13 protein-coding genes are annotated in these 16,522 nt (G+C 72.8%); 4 read left to right on the forward strand and 9 right to left on the reverse strand.

From position 1 onward, the window contains the following. Positions 1 to 88 precede the first annotated feature (88 nt). Positions 89 to 331: a DUF5522 domain-containing protein gene (locus tag ACGFIR_RS10725; protein WP_393004132.1), complete on the reverse strand. Its 243-nt coding sequence runs from the start codon at positions 329 to 331 to the stop codon at positions 89 to 91. Positions 332 to 655: 324 nt separating this feature from the next. Between ACGFIR_RS10725 and ACGFIR_RS10730 the strand changes: the two genes are divergently transcribed. Together ACGFIR_RS10730 and ACGFIR_RS10735 are read left to right on the forward strand one after the other, a co-directional pair. Then, entirely contained in the window at positions 656 to 1,927 is a 1,272-nt protein-coding gene (locus ACGFIR_RS10730; RefSeq protein ID WP_393004134.1) for an MFS transporter, read from the forward strand. A gap of 383 nt (positions 1,928 to 2,310) precedes the next feature. Further along, positions 2,311 to 2,628, forward strand: a complete 318-nt coding sequence (locus ACGFIR_RS10735) for a TraR/DksA family transcriptional regulator (RefSeq protein WP_393004136.1) — start codon at positions 2,311 to 2,313, stop codon at positions 2,626 to 2,628. Positions 2,629 to 2,672: 44 nt separating this feature from the next. On the opposite strand, the gene ACGFIR_RS10740 is transcribed toward ACGFIR_RS10735, so the two are convergent. The 3 genes from ACGFIR_RS10740 to nrdR all read right to left on the reverse strand — a co-directional run bounded on the left by ACGFIR_RS10740 (position 2,673) and on the right by nrdR (position 7,169). After that, positions 2,673 to 3,608: a DUF2332 domain-containing protein gene (locus ACGFIR_RS10740; RefSeq protein ID WP_393004138.1), complete on the reverse strand. Its 936-nt coding sequence runs from the start codon at positions 3,606 to 3,608 to the stop codon at positions 2,673 to 2,675. 112 nt (positions 3,609 to 3,720) lie between these two features. Then, complete coding sequence (locus ACGFIR_RS10745; protein WP_393004140.1) at positions 3,721 to 6,603, reverse strand: vitamin B12-dependent ribonucleotide reductase; 2,883 nt, start codon at positions 6,601 to 6,603, stop codon at positions 3,721 to 3,723. A gap of 65 nt (positions 6,604 to 6,668) precedes the next feature. Beyond that, complete coding sequence (nrdR, locus tag ACGFIR_RS10750; protein WP_121395973.1) at positions 6,669 to 7,169, reverse strand: transcriptional regulator NrdR; 501 nt, start codon at positions 7,167 to 7,169, stop codon at positions 6,669 to 6,671. A 566-nt stretch (positions 7,170 to 7,735) separates the two neighbouring features. Here nrdR and lexA point away from each other — a divergent pair. Continuing rightward, on the forward strand, positions 7,736 to 8,518 hold the full coding sequence (lexA, locus tag ACGFIR_RS10755) for a transcriptional repressor LexA (RefSeq protein ID WP_393004142.1): 783 nt from the start codon (positions 7,736 to 7,738) through the stop codon (positions 8,516 to 8,518). A gap of 106 nt (positions 8,519 to 8,624) precedes the next feature. Here lexA and ACGFIR_RS10760 read toward each other — a convergent pair whose 3' ends face one another. Beyond that, a complete protein-coding gene (locus ACGFIR_RS10760) occupies positions 8,625 to 10,370 on the reverse strand; it encodes a hypothetical protein (RefSeq protein WP_393144468.1) in 1,746 nt (581 codons plus the stop codon). 51 nt (positions 10,371 to 10,421) lie between these two features. After that, positions 10,422 to 11,873, reverse strand: a complete 1,452-nt coding sequence (gene hflX / locus ACGFIR_RS10765) for a GTPase HflX (protein ID WP_393004146.1) — start codon at positions 11,871 to 11,873, stop codon at positions 10,422 to 10,424. Positions 11,874 to 12,047: 174 nt separating this feature from the next. On the opposite strand from hflX, the gene ACGFIR_RS10770 reads away from it, so the two are divergent. After that, positions 12,048 to 13,514, forward strand: coding sequence for an NAD-dependent malic enzyme (locus ACGFIR_RS10770; RefSeq protein WP_393004148.1), 1,467 nt, complete (start codon positions 12,048 to 12,050; stop codon positions 13,512 to 13,514). A gap of 475 nt (positions 13,515 to 13,989) precedes the next feature. Here ACGFIR_RS10770 and dapF read toward each other — a convergent pair whose 3' ends face one another. Genes dapF through ACGFIR_RS10785 form a run of 3 tightly spaced genes read right to left on the reverse strand, consistent with a single transcriptional unit; the run spans position 13,990 to position 16,494 of the window. Continuing rightward, positions 13,990 to 14,847, reverse strand: a complete 858-nt coding sequence (dapF, locus tag ACGFIR_RS10775) for a diaminopimelate epimerase (protein WP_393144470.1) — start codon at positions 14,845 to 14,847, stop codon at positions 13,990 to 13,992. Positions 14,848 to 14,854: 7 nt separating this feature from the next. Further along, positions 14,855 to 15,778, reverse strand: coding sequence for a tRNA (adenosine(37)-N6)-dimethylallyltransferase MiaA (gene miaA / locus ACGFIR_RS10780; protein ID WP_393144472.1), 924 nt, complete (start codon positions 15,776 to 15,778; stop codon positions 14,855 to 14,857). Next, positions 15,775 to 16,494 (reverse strand): class III extradiol dioxygenase subunit B-like domain-containing protein, encoded by a 720-nt coding sequence (locus tag ACGFIR_RS10785; RefSeq protein ID WP_393144474.1) that lies wholly within the window; start codon positions 16,492 to 16,494, stop codon positions 15,775 to 15,777. Before ACGFIR_RS10785 ends, miaA begins: the two co-directional genes overlap by 4 nt. Between the last annotated feature and the right edge of the window lie 28 nt (positions 16,495 to 16,522).

Here is a 16,522-nt window from a genome sequence, read left to right on the forward strand (position 1 = left end):
ACCTCCACTCGAAGTTGGCCCGCACTCTCTGCTGACCCGGCTTGAAGGTGGGCGGCCGGTATTGAGGGATCCGTCGGTAATCGCACTGTCAGTCGTCGACGTAGGGGCAGTGCCGGCAGCCGCGCCCGCAGCAGGTGCCGCGCCGGGCCAGGAAGCCGGCACTGAGTACGAACAGACCCGTGGACGGGTCGAGGTAGCCGGCCTCGCCGGCGGTCAGGGCAGCGGCGTGCGCGCTCATGATCCGCTCCCGGTCCGGGTGCTCCGGCGGCAGCCGGGACGGGTGCGGCTCGCTCAGGGGCCGGTCCGCCAACGGTCGTCGCTCTCCGGTCACCGGAGCAAGTCTAGAGACGCCCCCGGCCCCGGAGACGCCCTCGTCGCCCCGCCCGAGACCGGACGCTCCACCACCGGCGGGTCCCGCAGACCTCGGCGCTGCGCTCGCCCGGCCCGGCCCGCATCCCCAGCCGGCGTGCCGGGTACGGTCCGCCGACCATGCCCGCCAGGAGCCCGCCGCCCGTACCGCGGAGTCGGATAACCAGTGGCGTCGATCCGGGCGGGGCCGGCAGGCTGACCGGATGGACCAGGGACGTCCCGGGAAGCGGCGGCGTGTGTGGGCGACCATCCCACGGCGTTGGCCGGCCCGCACCGGGGATCCCCGGTGACGCAACAGGCGGCCAGGCCTGCCGGAGGTGCCGCCCCGAAACGGTCCTCGCTGCTGCGCAGCCGTAACTTCGGGCTGCTCCTGGCCGGGCAGACGGTCAGCGAACTGGGCACCCGGGTCTCCAACGTGGCCGTGCCGCTGCTCGCCGTCGGCACGCTCGATGCCAGCGTCCTACAGGTAGCGCTGCTGACCGCGCTCGCCTGGCTGCCGTACCTGATCTTCTCCCTGCCCGCCGGGATCCTCGCCGACCGGGTCGACCAGCGGCGGCTGATGGTCGCCTGCGACCTGGGCCGGGCCGCGCTGCTGCTGTCGGTGCCGGTGGTCGCCCTGACCGGCCGGCTCACCCTCGCCTTCCTGTACGCGGTGGTCGGGCTCTCCGGCGTGCTCACCGTCCTGTTCACCGTGGCCTACAAGAGCATGCTGCCGAGGCTGGTGCCCCCGGAGCGGCTCGTGGACGCCAACGCGAAGCTCACCGTCAGCCAGGACTCCGCCGAACTCGTCGGCCCGACGATCGGCGGCGTGCTGGTCGGGCTGGTCGGCGCCGCCCGGACCTTCGTCGTCACCGGCCTCGCGTTCGCCGTGAGCGGGTTGACCCTGCTGCTGATCCGGGATGCGCCAGCCGGGCCCGCGCCCCGCCGCGACCGGGTGCCGCTGCGCGTGGAGATGACCGAAGGGCTCGGCTTCATCCGACGCCAGCCGATCCTGCGCCGGATCCTCGCCTGCACCACCGTCTCGAACTTCTTCGTCATGGCGTCCGGCTCCATCGAGGTGGTCTTCATGATCGAGGAGTTGCACGCCACGCCGGCGCTGGTCGGGCTGGTCTTCTCGGTGAGCGCCGTGGGCGGCCTCGTGGTGGGCGCGCTCGCCGACCGGTTGACCGCGTGGCTCGGCTCGGCCCGGGTGATCTGGGTGGCGATGGCCGCCCCGGGCCCGCTGTACCTGCTCATGCCCCTGGCGCAGCCCGGCTGGGGGATGCTGCTCTACGGCGTCGGCCTGGCCGCGTTCTCCGCGAACGCGGTGCTCTACAACGTGGCCACCCTCACGTACCGCCAGCGGATCACACCGCCGGCCCTGCTGGGCCGGGTGAACGCGGCGTTCCTCTGGATCTGCTTCGGCGTGATCCCGCTCGGCGCGCTCACCGGCGGCGCGCTCGCCACCCACCTCGGGTTGCGGCCGGCGCTGTGGATCTGCGTGCTCGGCACGTGGAGCGCCGCGCTCTTCGTCGTCTTCTCCCCGCTGCGGCGGATGCGGGACATGCCGGCGACCTGACCAGCCGGTGTCGCAGGTCACACCTCCCGGCCGGGGGTGCGCCGGGGCACCGGCAAATCCTCGGGCGTACGGAAGCACGTTGGCTTTCCGATCCGCCCGGCCTATGGTGGCTGCATGTGTTCGACCGGTCAGCAGAGCAGCACCGCCGTCATGGTGACGGCGGCGTCCGCTGCTGCCTGCCGGTGTGCCCTGCGGGTGACCGTGGCGACCCGGGTGGTGCGATCCGCGGTCGCGCCGTCGTGCGCCGGCTCGGTCGCCTCCCGACTGCCGAGCCCCGCCGGACGTAGCCCTCCGTGGACCGGTTGCAACTCTTGCGAACGGCCACCAGGGCGAAGCTATCCAGCTTCGGCCCTTTTTCTTTTTCCCGGACAAGGAGCTACGCCATGACCACGCCCACCCAGTCCAGCGAGCAGAAGTGGCTCGACGACCTGCGTACGACACTGACCAACGACTTCGAGGCGCAGACCGTCCGGCTGACGCAGCTCACCGCCGACACCGGCGACCCGGGCCAGGCGCACACCCAGAGCGCACTGATCGCCGCCACCCGGCAGAGCATCGACCAGATCAGCGGCGCGCTGCGTCGCCTCGCCGAGGGCCGCTACGGCGTCTGCGAGCGGTGCTCCGCCTCGATCCCCCGGGAGCGCCTGGAGGTGCTGCCGCACGCCCGCTTCTGCGTGCCCTGCCAGCAGAAGCAGCACTGACGTACCAATCGGGCTGCCGTGCCGGTGCACGGCAGCCCGTCGGGTCACCCGAACCAGGTCATCGCCTGCCCGTGCGGGCTCGTCCAGGCGAGTGGCCGGCCGTCCAACGCGAGCACGTTGTACAGGGCCTCGTCCGGCGGCTCCGGCAACGCGTCGTGGGGCAGCACGTCCGGGGAATCGTTGGAGATCCAGTGGCCGGGCAGGCGGCGTACCACGTCGGCGAACGCCGCCCGGCGCGGCGCCGGCACCTGGTAGAGCACGGAGGTGTGGAACACCACCAGCGTCGCGCCCGCTGGCGCCCGCGCGGCCAGCGCGGGCAGGTCGTCCACCAGGTCGCCGCGCGCGAGCAGCGGCGGGTCGGACGCGGCGACGGCCGCAGCGGCCCGCAGCCGGGCGCGGCGGTGCGTGTGCTCCGGCCAGATGAGGGCGTCGAGCCAGGCCACGTCCGCCGGCTCGGTCACCCGCAGGGGATTCAGGTCCAGGCCCGCCCGCCACACCACCTCCGGTAGCCGGTCCGGCGGGGCCAGGCCGGTGGCCGCGCAACCGAGGACCGGTTCACCCGCACCGAGCGCGTGGTCGCCGTAGCGGTAGGCGTACCGGTCGGGGTAGAGGCAGAGCCCAGCGGACGCGCCGACCTCCAGCAACGCCAGCGGCTGCGGCAACGCGGCGAGCACGGGCAGCAGTACGGCACACCGCCCGGGCTCGTTCGTCTGCGTCGCGCGGGTGCGCAGTTCCGCCTCGATCGCCGGCCAGTTCGCCAGCACGAAGTCGCGGAAGGCCACCGGGTCGTCGACCGGCCCGCCGAGCAGTCGTACGACGCCGAACAGCAGGTTCGGCTGCCGCTTTCCTTGCGGGAGCGCACCGATCAGTGCGAGGACCTCTTCGTCGCGGGAGACGGCGAGGGACAGGCGCTCGTACGCCGGCGACACGCCGCGCGCCTCCCGGGTGGCGAACTCGACGTACGTCTGGGAGGTCGTCATGTCCCGATGATCGCAGTCGACGCCTCTCGTTGTTCGCCACCCGTGACGCGGTCGGGCGCCATCCCGGCTCACGAGCCCCGGGCGCGCCAACGCCCGGGGCTCGTTGCTCTTGTCAGCTGCAGCCGCTGGTGGAGCCGCAGCCCTCGCAGACGTAGCAGCTACCGGCGGGGCGCATCTTCGTACCGCAGGTGAAGCAGAGCGGCGCGTCGGCGGCCTTGCCGATCACGGCCTCCAGCAGCTCGGTGCTGGAACCCACGGACGGCGCCGGCTTGGCGGCGGCGACGTCGGCGACCTCCTGCGCCGGCTGGGCGATCGGGCCGGTCTTCGGCTCCTCCGGCCTCGCCTCGACCGGGGCGGAGGCGGCCATCGCGGTGAGGTCCGCACCGTTCGCCTCCGCCTCCGCCTCGGCCCGGAGCTGGGCGGCCCGCTCCTTGGCGGTGAAGATGCCCAGCTCCGCGCGGCGCTCGTACGGCAGGAAGTCCAGCGCCAGGCGACGGAAGATGTAGTCCATCACCGAGGCGGCCATCCGCACGTCCGGGTCGTCGGTCATGCCGGCCGGCTCGAAGCGCATGTTGGTGAACTTGCTGACGTACGTCTCCAGTGGGACGCCGTACTGGAGACCGATGGAGATGGCCACCGAGAAGGCGTCCATCACGCCGGCCAGGGTCGAGCCCTGCTTCGACATCTTGAGGAAGACCTCGCCCAGGCCGTCGTCCGGGTAGGACGACGCGGTGAGGTAGCCCTCGGCGCCGCCGACGGAGAAGCTGACCGTCTCCGACGGGCGCTTCTTCGGCAGCCGCTTGCGCACCGGGCGGTACTCGACGACCTTCTCGACGACCTTCTCCACCTCGGCGGACGCCTCCGTGGGCGCGGCGGCCTTGTTCGGCTTGGCGGCCGACAGCGGCTGGCCGACCTTGCAGTTGTCGCGGTAGATCGCCAGCGCCTTGAGGCCGAGCTTCCAGCCCTCGAAGTAGATCTTCTCGACATCCTCGACGGTCGCCTGCTCCGGCATGTTGACCGTCTTGGAGATCGCGCCGGAGATGAACGGCTGGACGGCCGCCATCATCCGCACGTGGCCCATCGGGGCGATGGAGCGTTCGCCCATCGCGCAGTCGAAGACCGGGTAGTGCTCCGGCTTCAGGCCCGGCGCGTCGACCACGTGGCCCTGGTCAGCGATGTGCTCCACGATCGCCTCGACCTGCTCCTCGGGGTAGCCGAGGCTGCGCAGGGCGCGCGGCACGGTCTGGTTGACGATCTGCATCGAACCGCCGCCGACCAGCTTCTTGAACTTGACCAGCGCCAGGTCGGGCTCGACGCCGGTGGTGTCGCAGTCCATCATCAGGCCGATGGTGCCGGTCGGGGCGAGCACGCTGGCCTGCGAGTTGCGCCAACCGAACTTGTCGCCGATCTTGTTGCCCTGGGTCCACTGCTTCGTCGCCTCGCGGACGATCGCGGTGGCCACGGTGCCCGAGGGCTTGATCTCGTCGTTGGCGGCGGCGTGCTTGCGCATGACCCGCTTGTGCGGCTCGGCGTTGCGGGCGTAGCCGTCGTACGGGCCGACGACGCCGGCCAGCTCGGCGGAACGGCGGTACGCGGTGCCGGTCATCAGCGAGGTGATCGCGGCGGCGACCGAGCGGCCCTGGTCCGAGTCGTACGGCAGGCCGGAGGCCATCAGCAGGGCGCCGAGGTTGGCGTAGCCGATGCCGAGCTGCCGGTAGGCGCGGGTGGTCTCGCCGATCTTCTCGGTCGGGAAGTCGGCGAAGCAGATCGAGATGTCCATCGCCGTGATGACGAACTCGACGGAGCGGACGAACTTCTCCACCTCGAAGCCGCCGTCGGCGCGCAGGAACTTCATCAGGTTGAGCGAGGCCAGGTTGCACGAGGAGTTGTCCAGGTGCAGGTACTCCGAGCACGGGTTCGACGCGGTGATCCGCCCGGTCTCCGGGCAGGTGTGCCAGTCGTTGATGGTGTCGTCGTACTGCAGGCCGGGGTCGGCGCACTCCCAGGCGGCCTGGGAGATGGTGCGGAACAGGTCCTTGGCGTCGATGGTCTCGATGACCGCGCCGTCGAGCCGGCCGCGCAGGTCGAAGCCGCCGCCGTTCTCCACGGCCGTCATGAACTCGTCGGAGACGCGGACGGAGTTGTTGGCGTTCTGGTACTGCACACTGACGATGTCGGCGCCGCCGAGGTCCATGTCGAACCCGGCGTCGCGCAGCGCGCGGATCTTGTCCTCCTCCCGCGCCTTGGTGACCACGAACTCCTGGATGTCCGGGTGGTCGACGTCGAGGATGACCATCTTGGCCGCGCGCCGGGTGGCGCCGCCGGACTTGATGGTGCCGGCGGAGGCGTCCGCGCCGCGCATGAAGCTGACCGGGCCGGAGGCGTTGCCGCCGGAGGAGAGCAGCTCGCGGGAGGAACGGATCCGGGACAGGTTCACGCCGGAGCCGGAGCCGCCCTTGAAGATCAGCCCCTCCTCCTTGTACCAGTCGAGGATGGAGTCCATCGAGTCGTCGACGGCCAGGATGAAGCACGCGCTGACCTGCTGCGGCGACGGCGTGCCGACGTTGAACCAGACCGGCGAGTTGAAGCTGAACACCTGGTGCAGCAGCATCCAGGTCAGCTCGTGGGCGAAGACCTCGGCGTCGGCCGGGCCGGCGAAGTAGCCGTACTCCTCACCGGCGGTGCGGTAGGTGGTGACCACCCGGTCGATCAGCTGCCGCAGCGACCACTCCCGCTCCGGGGTGCCGACGGCGCCCCGGAAGTACTTGGTGGTCACGATGTTCGCCGCGTTGACGCTCCACGACTCCGGGAACTCGACGCCGCGCTGCTCGAAGTTGATCGAGCCGTCCCGCCAGTTCGTCATGACGACGTCGCGGCGCTCCCACGTGACCTCGTCGTAGGGGTGCACCCCCTCGGTCGTCCAGACCCGCTCCACCTTGAGCCCCGCGCCGGCCTTGTTGCGTGCCCTGCTGGTTGTCACACCGTCCCCCGACATCTCATCCGCCCCCTCGTCCGCACGGCCACCCGCCGCCCGATCCGACTTACACCTGCAAAGAAAAATCAACTGGTACGGCCGGCGGCCTCCGCCGCGTCGGCCCCGGCGCCCTCCCGGGCGCGCGCGGCGGCCCGCAGCGTCTCGATCTCGCGCTCGAAGTCGGCGAGCGAGTCGAACGAGCGGTAGACGCTGGCGAACCGCATGTAGGCCACCTCGTCCAGGTCCCGCAGCGGGCCCAGGATGGCCAGCCCCACCTCGTGGCTGGGGATCTCGGCGGCCCCCTTGGCCCGGACGGTCTCCTCGACCTTCTGGGCGAGCAACGCGATCGAGTCGTCGTCCACGGGCCGGCCCTGGCACGCCTTGCGCACCCCGCCGATGATCTTCGTACGGCTGAACGGCTCGGTGACCCCGCTGCGCTTGACGACCGCGAGGACCGCCTCCTCCACCGTGGTGAACCGCTTGCCGCACTCCGGGCAGGACCGCCGGCGGCGGATCAACTGACCGTCGTCGGCCTCCCGCGAGTCGACCACCCGGGAGTCGGCGTGTCGGCAGTACGGACACCGCATCGGCCCGGCCTCCTCCATCGATCGCGGGCCCCGCCGCCCGCTCCCCGGGCACGCGTCAGCGCGACGGAGCCATCTGTCGATGATCTTCGCCGTGTCGACGGTGCCGGAGTGCGGTCGGTAGTCGAACCCAACCTGTAGGCGACTTACGCCCGTGTGACTACTACATCTAGGGGTCGACCGTAGGCCGCTGCGGATCTGCGGTCAAGTTGGCCGGCGTGTCCGGCGCGTCACCCGACCTCCCTGCCGCCCGACGTCGCCCCCCGCCGCAGGACCAACCGCCGGACGCCCCCGGGAGTTACCGGTCCGGCCGTGGCGAAACGGCCGACGATCGGACCGAAGTCGAACACCCGTTCGACCCGACGTACCATTTATCAGAACACGAGTACGAGCGGACCGGTTTTTCATCCCGACACGCCGAGCAAGGTCGTACAGATGTTTGAAAATGACCGATCTCACCTATACGGTCTTGAAGAACCGGGCGCGGATCCTCCGTCCACCGGTCGACTCGCACCACCGCACGCACCACGAGCCGCCAAGGCACCCAGCGCCGACCAGGGAGGACGGACGTGACCGAGGATCGGGCCAGCCGGCCGAAGAGCCCGCAGCAGATCACCGAGGCGGGCCCGCCAGCCACCCGGCGCCGGGGCGCCGCGCGCAGCCGGACGGGGCAGCCGGCCGTGCGCCAGGTCACCCCGGTGGTCAGTGCCTTCCCCGACCCGGCGACGGTGGATCTCACCGCCCGTCAGCGCCGGATCCTGGAGTTCATCCGCACCTGGGTCGAGCGGCACGGCTATCCGCCGAGCGTGCGCGAGATCGGCGAGGCCGTCGGCCTGGTCTCGCCGTCCAGCGTCGCCTACCAGCTCAAGGAGCTGGAGAAGAAGGGCTTCCTGCGTCGCGACCCCAACCGGCCGCGCGCCGTGGACGTCCGGGCGCCCGCCGACATCGACGACGAGCTGACCCGCTCGCAGCGCCCCGCCCCGGCCTACGTGCCGATGCTGGGCCGGATCGCTGCCGGTGGCCCGATCCTGGCCGAGCAGGCCGTCGAGGACATCTTCCCCCTCCCCCGCGAGCTGGTGGGTGAGGGCGAGGTCTTCATGCTCCAGGTCAAGGGCGACTCGATGCTCGACGCGGCGATCTGCGACGGCGACTGGGTCGTGGTCCGGCAGCAGCCGACGGCCGAGGCCGGCGACATCGTCGCCGCCATGCTCGACGGCGAGGCGACCGTGAAGACCTACCGCCGCCGCGACGGGCACGTCTGGCTCATGCCGCAGAACCCGGCCTTCGACCCGATCCCCGGCGACGACGCCACCATCATGGGCCGGGTCGTCGCGGTGCTGCGCCGCATCTGATCCGCACCGGGTGGCCGCCGTCGGCGGTCACCCGGCAGCCGTCACGGGAGGATCGGCCGGCTCAGGTCGGTAGCGGACCGCAGGTCAGTAGCGGACCGTCGGCCGGTCAGTAGCGGTCGCCTCGGTAGCCCCGGCCGCCGCCGGGCACGTGACCGTAGCCGCGCCCGTCCTGGGGCCCGTAGCCACGGCCGTCTTCGGGACCGCCGTCGCGCCGACGGACCGGCCGCTGGCCACGCGGATCCGACTCGTCGCCCCGACGGGGCGGCTCGGCCCGGCCACCGCCGTAGACACCGCCGCCCTGCTGCCCCCCGCCGCCGTAGACGCCGCCGCCGGGGCCTCCGCCCTGGCGTCCGCCGCCTCCGCCGGGTGCGCCACCGCCCTGCCGGCCACCCGCGCCGCCACCCTGACGTCGGCCACCGGACGGCGGCCCGCCCCGGCCGGGCGGGGCGTCGACGGGCGGGCGACCGCCGCCGTAGACACCGCCGCCGGACGCCGGACGGGCGCCGCCGTAGACGCCGGCACCAGCCGGACGGGCATCGCCGTGGCCCCCGCCACCGGACGGGCCGCCGCGCCCACCGGCCGGGCCGCCGTAGACGCCGCCAGCGGGCGCACCGCCGTAGACACCACCACCCCGTCCCCGGTCGCCCGACGGAAGGAAGCCGTCGTCCGCGGGCCCGCGCCGGTCGTCGGCGAGGACGTCGTCGCGCTCCGGCCCCCCGTCGCCGCGGGCAGGTGCCGGCTTGCGCCGGGCCCGGAGGATGCCGAAGACACCGGCCGCCACCATCAGCGCGCCGATCACCCCCACGGCCGCGATCAGGTAGGTGATGTCGCTCAGGCTCAGGCCGTCGACCCAGGACTGGCTGGCCTTCTTCGGCGCGTCGCCCCCCTCGTCCACCGGCTTCGCGCCCTCCGTGGAGGGGGTGTAGGCGAGGATGTCGATCGGGGCGTCGTCGTCGAGCTGACCGCCGTCGGAGACGGTGAGGAAGGTCTTGCCGTCGGGGCTGTAGGAGATCGCCTCGCCGAACGGGTCGGCGAGCGCCGTCACCCGGGGCTTGCCGCCGGTCAGGGCCGCCGCGACGTTGCCGTCGGCCACGTCGTACTCGAAGGCGTCGGCGTAGGTGCGCAACACCACCCGGGAGCCGTCCGGGGACCGGGCCGCGCCGGTGATCGCCACCCGTCCGGGGGCGCCGAGCCGGTTCTCCGTGTCGGTCTTCGGCAGGCTTATCTCGCCGACCTTCTTCATCGGTACGGCCGGGGTGTCCCCGCTCTTCATCTTCTCGGCGGGGGTGAAGATCTGGGCCTTGCCCGACATCACCTTGGTGATGATCAACGGGTTGCCGTCGTCGCCGATCAGCAGCGCCTCGGCGTCGTGCGGCTTGCCCTCCGGGTACGAGAGGCGGTGCAGCACCGGCCGCTTGGAGCCGTCGACCGGCATGCTCCACAGCGCCACCCGCTCGCGACGCTCACGGCTGGTGACGTTGTCGCCGGTGTCGGCGATCCAGAGCGTGGCGCCGTCCGGGGAGAGCGCCAGGTCCTCCGTGTCGAACGGCCCCTGCCCGGAATAGCGGACCGGCTCCTTCGAGATCCCGCACTTGGTGTCGAGGAAGAAGACCCGCTTGCGGCTCTCCACCTCGGTGCCGTCGTTGATCACGATGTAGCCGCTCTTGGTGGCCACCAGGCCCGACAGCTCACGCAGTCGTTCGTCGGTGACCGTGCACCGCTTCTTGCCGGGAGCGGCCGCGAGCGGGGACGCGGCCGAGGCCGGTGCCGCAGCCAGGGCGACCCCGGTACACGCCACGGTCGCCCCCAGCAAGCCGAGGGCGACCGTGACCGAAGAAACAGCGCGGCGCATTGAATCAGTGTCGCACGCCGGAAGTTTCCGGCGCGTGACGCCGGGAGGCAGTCATCGCGCGCCCGCGACCGCCTGCTGCTCCTCCGCCCGGAACGGCGCCAGCTCGGCGGCGAGCGCCGCCCCTACCCGGACGTGCAGCAGGGTGCCCTCCGGCAGGTGGGAGGTGCTCAGCACCTCACCCTGGCGGTGCACCCGGGCCACCAGGTCACCCCGGTCGTACGGCAGCACCGCGCGGACCTCCACGGCCGGGCGGGGCAGCCGCGCCTCGACGGCCTCGCGCAGCCCGTCGATGCCGCGACCGGTGTGCGCGGAGACGAAGACCGCCTCCGGCCAGAGCCGCTTGAGCCGCAGCAGCGTCTCCTCGTCGGCCGCGTCGGTCTTGTTGACCACCAGCAGCTCGGGCAGCCGGTCGGCGCCCACCTCGGCGAGCACCTCGTGGACGGCGCGCACCTGCTCCTCCGGGTCCGGGTGGGTGCCGTCGACGACGTGCACCACCAGGTCGGCCTCGGCGACCTCCTCGAGCGTCGAGCGGAACGCCTCGACGATCTGGTGGGGCAGGTGCCGGACGAACCCGACCGTGTCGGAGAGGGTGTAGAGCCGCCCGTCGGCCGTGGTGGCCTTGCGGGTGGTCGGGTCGAGGGTGGCGAAGAGCGCGTTCTCCACCAGCACGCCCGCCCCGGTGAGCCGGTTGAGCAGGCTCGACTTGCCGGCGTTGGTGTAGCCGGCGATGGCCACGGCCGGCACGGCGTTGCGGGAACGGCGGGCGCGCTTCGTCTGGCGTACCGTCTTCATGCCCTTGATTTCCCGGCGCAGCCGGGCGATGCGGTGGCGGATCCGGCGCCGGTCGGTCTCCAGCTTCGTCTCACCGGGGCCGCGCAGACCCACGCCGCCGCCGGCGCCGCCGCCGCGACCGCTACCACCGGTCTGCCGCGAGAGGGTCTCACCCCATCCGCGCAGGCGCGGCAGCAGGTATTCGAGCTGGGCCAGCTCGACCTGGGCCTTGCCCTCCTTGCTCTTGGCGTGCTGGGCGAAGATGTCGAGGATCAGCGCGGTGCGGTCGACCACCTTGACCTTGGTGCGCTGCTCCAGGTTGCGCAGCTGCGACGGCGACAGCTCGCCGTCGCAGATGACCGTGTCGGCGCCGCTGGAGAGCACCACCGCGCCGAGGTCGTCGACCTTGCCCCGGCCGACGTAGGTGGCGGGGTCGGGACGGTTGCGCCGCTGGATCAGCCCTTCGAGCACCTGTGAGCCGGCGGTCTCCGCCAGCGCGGCCAGCTCGGTGAGGGAGTTCTCGGCGTCGCTCTGCGTGCCCTCGGTCCAGACGCCGACGAGGACGACGCGTTCCAGGCGCAGCTGCCGGTACTCGACCTCGGTGATGTCCGCGAGCTCGGTGGAGAGGCCGGGGACCCGCCGCAGCGCCTGCCGCTCCGACAGCTCGTACTCACCGGTGGTGGCGTCGAGCTCGTCGTCCTCGTAGGGAAGTAGGGTCTCCTGGTTGTGCAAGCCGGTCTCCTGTCCGTTCTGTCACGTACCGAGCAATCCTGACATGTGCCAACGCCAGACGCACCCGCTATATGCCCGCGGGGAAAGGCCACAAAAGCGGGGGCGGTTGCCGAGCGGGCGAGCCGGGGCGAGTAGAAATGCGGGCGAGCCGTTCAGCGTCGACGGAGGGATCCCGTGGCCATCACCCGACTTCCAAGTGCCGGATTCTCAATCACGATACGGATCGCGGTGCCCGCGGACGCGTCCTCGATCGGCCGGCTGACAACCTCGGTAGGTGAGGCCGGAGCGATCGTCACCGCCCTCGACGTGGTGGACTCCGACCCGACCCACGTGCTCGTCGACCTCACCTGCGACACCGCCGACGCCAGCCACGCCGACCAGGTGGTCGACGCGTTGACGGCGCTGGACGGCGTGGACGTGCGCAAGGTCTCCGACCGGACCTTCCTGCTCCACCTCGGCGGCAAGATCGAGGTCAGCTCGAAGGTGGCGCTGCGCAACCGTGACGAGCTGTCCCGCGCGTACACCCCGGGGGTGGCGCGGGTCTGCCAGGCCATCGCCGAGAACCCCGCCGACGCCCGCCGGCTGACCATAAAGCGCAACACCGTCGCCGTGGTCAGCGACGGCTCCGCCGTGCTGGGCCTGGGCAACCTCGGGCCGGCGGCGTCGCTGCCGGTGATGGAGGGCAAGGCCGCGCTGTTCAAGCGCTTCGGCGGGGTGGACGCCTGGCCGGTGGTGCTCGACACCCAGGACACCGACGAGATCGTGCAGATCGTCAAGGCGATCGCCCCCGCGTACGGCGGGATCAACCTGGAGGACATCGCCGCGCCGCGCTGCTTCGAGATCGAGGCGCGGCTGCGCGAGGCGCTGGACATCCCGGTCTTCCACGACGACCAGCACGGCACCGCGATCTGCGTACTGGCCGCGCTGACCAACGCGCTGCGCGTCGTGGGCAAGCAGCTCGCGGACGTCCGGGTCGTGGTCTCGGGCGCGGGCGCGGCCGGCACCGCGATCATGAAGCTGCTGCTGCGCCAGGGCGTCGGCGACATCATCGCGTACGACCGGCAGGGGGCCCTGCACCGCGGGATGACCGGGCTCAACCCGGCCTGGCAGTGGCTGGCCGAGAACACCAACAAGGAGAGCTACTCCGGCGACCTGCCCGGGGCGGTACGCGGCGCGGACGTCTTCATCGGGGTGAGCGCGCCGAACCTGCTCACCGGCGACGACATCGCCGCCATGGCCAAGGACTCGATCGTCTTCGCGCTCGCCAACCCCGACCCGGAGGTCGACCCGCGCGAGGCGCGCAAGTACGCGGCCGTGGTCGCCACGGGCCGCTCCGACCAGCCGAACCAGATCAACAACGTGCTCGCCTTCCCGGGCGTGTTCCGGGGCATGCTGGACGCGCACGCCGAGGAGTTCACCGAGGAGATGGCGATCGCGGCGGCCCAGGCCATCGCGGACGTGGTCGGCGAAGACAAGATCAACCCGACGGTGATCGTGCCCAGCGTCTTCGACTCCCGGGTCTCCCCGGCGGTCGCCGCAGCGGTACGCGCCGCCGCCCAGAACCCGGCCCCGGCTCCCGCCGCCGACCCGGGTCCGGCCGACCTCCCCGAGATCGCCGCCGAAGCCAGCGCCACCCCCTAACCCACCCCACCCCCCATCCCCGTCTCCCACCCCGCGCGACCCCGCGCGACCCCACCCCGCCCCGCGCTGCGCTGCCCTGCGCTGCGCTGGCCGCCCCGCGCTGCGTTGCGCCGCGTTGGCCGCCGCGCGCCGCTGTGATCATGAAGTTGTTGCCCCCGGAAACCGCTCTCCCGGGCAATAACTTCATGATCGACGGGGAGGGGTGGGTGACCGGGGCACAGTCAGGCGCGAACGTTCCGCCCGTTGGCAGTCCTGGGAACTTGCCCGCCTGTGGGAACGCGGGTTCCGCAGGGCATCTCGCGTCACCGCTCGCCGTCTGCGTCGCGGGCCTGATCGTTGACAGTCGAGCTAGTCGACACGCCGCCAATCGAGCAGCTCAACTGTCAACGATCAGGGGGACGGGTGGGGGCGAAGGGGCAGGAGTTGGGGGCCGGGAGCAGGAGCCAGAGCGGGCGCAGGAGTCGGGAGCGGTGGGTTAGGCGGGGGGTAGGGCCGTCAGGGCGGTTGGGTCTAGGGTGCCGGTGGCCACCAGCGTGGCCGGGCCGGCCAGCCAGCAGGAGTCCTCCGTCACCGTGACCGACAGGCGCCCGCCCGGGACGTCCACCGCCAGCACGCCCGTGTCGCGGCCGGCGTCGCGCAGGGCCACCGCGGCCACCGCGCAGGCGCCCGTACCGCAGGAGAGGGTCTCGGCGGAGCCGCGCTCGTGGACCCGCATCCGGACGTGGCCGTCGGTGCCGTCGACCGGCTCGCCCGGCGCCGTGAACTCGACGTTGACGCCGGCCGGGAAGACCGCCGGGTCGACGTCGGGGGCCCGGGTTAGGTCGAGCGCGGCCAGTTCCAGCCCGGCCGGCAGCGCGCAGACCAGGTGGGGGTTGCCCACGTCCACCGCCGTGCCGGGCAGGGTCAGCCCGCCGAGGGTGGCCGTCGCGGTGTCGTACAGCCGGGGGCGGCGCATCTCGACGGCGATGGCGTCGTCCGTGACCAGCGCGCGCACGACGCAGGCCCGGGTGGCCACCGGCAGCGCCCCCTCCGCCGGCTCGGCCAGCCCGGTGGCGACCAGGTAGCGGACGAAGACCCGGGCGCCGTTGCCGCACATCTCCGCGAACGAGCCGTCGGCGTTCCAGTAGTCCATGAACCACTCGGCCTCGTCGGAGAGGTCGATGCCCTCCGGGTGCTTCGCGGCCCGGACGACCCGCAGGACGCCGTCGCCGCCGAGCCCGCGCCGCCGGTCGCAGAGGGCCGCGACCAGCCCCGGTGTCAGATCGAGTCGATTGTCCGGATCGGGCAGGATGACGAAGTCGTTGCCGGTGCCGTGGCCCTTGGTGAACTGCACGCCCCCATCATCGCGCAGCGGCGGGCAGCAGGCGCAGGGCGGCCGGAACCAGGTCCGGCGCCGACGAGTCCAGCCAGTGGATCCGCGGGTCGCGGCGGAACCAGGAGCGCTGCCGCCGGACGAAGCGGCGGGTGGCCCGGACGGTCTCGTCGTGCGCCTGCGCCTCCGTCAACTCCCCGGCGAGGAAGCGCAGGACCTGCTGGTAGCCGAGCGCGCGGCTGGCCGTACGCCCCTCGGGCAGGCCGCGCCCGACCAGAGCCCGGGCCTCGGCGACCAGCCCGTCGGCCCACATCCGGTCCACCCGCAGGGCGATCCGCTCGTCGAGCAGCGCGGTGTCCAGGTCCACGCCGAGCTGCACCGAGGGGTAGTACGGAGTCGGTTCGGGCAGCGCGGCGGTGAACGGCGCCCCGGTCAGCTCGATGACCTCCAGGGCGCGCACGATCCGCCGGCCGTTGCCGGGCAGGATCCCCGCCGCGGCGGCCGGGTCGGCCTCGCGCAGCCGGGCGTACAGGGGTGCGGGGCCGACCTCGGTCAGCTCCCGTTCCAGCCGCTCGCGCACCGCCGGGTCGGTGCCGGGGAACTCGAAGCGCTCCAGCACCGCCCGCACGTAGAGGCCGGAGCCGCCGACCAGCAGCGGCACCCGGCCCCGGGCCAGGATGTCGTCGACGGCGGCGCGGGCCAGCCGCTGGTACTCCGCGACGCTGGCCGGCTCGGTGACGTCCCAGATGTCCAGCAGGTGGTGCGGCACCCCTTCGCGCTCGGCCGGGGTGAGCTTGGCGGTGCCGACGTCCATGCCCCGGTAGAGCTGCATCGAGTCGGCGTTGACGACCTCGCCGTCGAGGGCGTGCGCGAGCGCGACGCTCAGCGCCGACTTGCCGGCCGCCGTCGGCCCGACGACGGCCACGACCGTCCCGGTCGGGTGGGCGGTCACGCCGGCGCCCAGGAGGCCACGAAGTAGGCGACGCCGTAGGGCGCCGAGTGGTGGCGCAGCTCGCCGCGCCAGTCGCCGCCCGTCGCCCGGACCGCGCCGGCCAGCACCTGCCAGGGCGCGCGGCCGGCGGCCTTCAGCTGCGCCGACAGGACCGGGTCCAGGTCGAGCAGGGCCTCGGCGTCCGCGTCGGCCAGGGCGCGGGCGACCCCGTCGTCGTACGCCTCGGCGCGCGGGTCGTCGTAGCCGGGCGACTTGGGGCCGTGGCAGGCCGACCCGTCCCCCGTCACCAGCAGCGCGGTACGCCGCTCCGTCTCCCCGCATATCGCCGCGCCCAGCTCGGCGCACTCGGCCGGCGTGGCGTCGGCCGCGACGGACCGGGCCAGCCGGGGCAGCGTGGTGCGGGAGCGCCCGACCAGCCACGCGCCGACGGTCAGGCTGAGCGGCAGCCGTTCGCCGCCGGCGCAGTTCACCTTCCACAGCCGCACGTACCGGTCGAGGCCGTACTGCCGCAGCGAGCCGTAGTCGGCCGAGTTGAAGCGGGTGGTCTGCGGCCCGTCACCGACCAGGACGAGCACCTCGGGCTCGGCGGCGAGCAGCCCGGCGACCGCGGCGTCGCAGGCGGCGCGGAGCTCGTCCAGCTCGGGCGCGGCGGCACCGGCCAGCTCGGGGACGATCAGCGGCGGGTGGGGGCAGACGGCGGCGGCGACCAGGGACACCAGGCAACGGTATCGGCACGGCCGCACC

The organism is Micromonospora sp. NPDC049051, from assembly GCF_043197575.1.
Taxonomy (GTDB): Bacteria; Actinomycetota; Actinomycetes; order Mycobacteriales; family Micromonosporaceae; genus Micromonospora.

Coding starts and splice junctions, on each gene's coding strand:
- nrdR (WP_121395973.1), bottom strand. CDS start 7,169: ATGCGGTGTCCGTACTGCCGACACGCCGACTCCCGGGTGGTCGACTCG.
- ACGFIR_RS10740 (WP_393004138.1), bottom strand. CDS start 3,608: ATGACGACCTCCCAGACGTACGTCGAGTTCGCCACCCGGGAGGCGCGC.
- ACGFIR_RS10760 (WP_393144468.1), bottom strand. CDS start 10,370: ATGCGCCGCGCTGTTTCTTCGGTCACGGTCGCCCTCGGCTTGCTGGGG.
- ACGFIR_RS10745 (WP_393004140.1), bottom strand. CDS start 6,603: ATGTCGGGGGACGGTGTGACAACCAGCAGGGCACGCAACAAGGCCGGC.
- ACGFIR_RS10735 (WP_393004136.1), top strand. CDS start 2,311: ATGACCACGCCCACCCAGTCCAGCGAGCAGAAGTGGCTCGACGACCTG.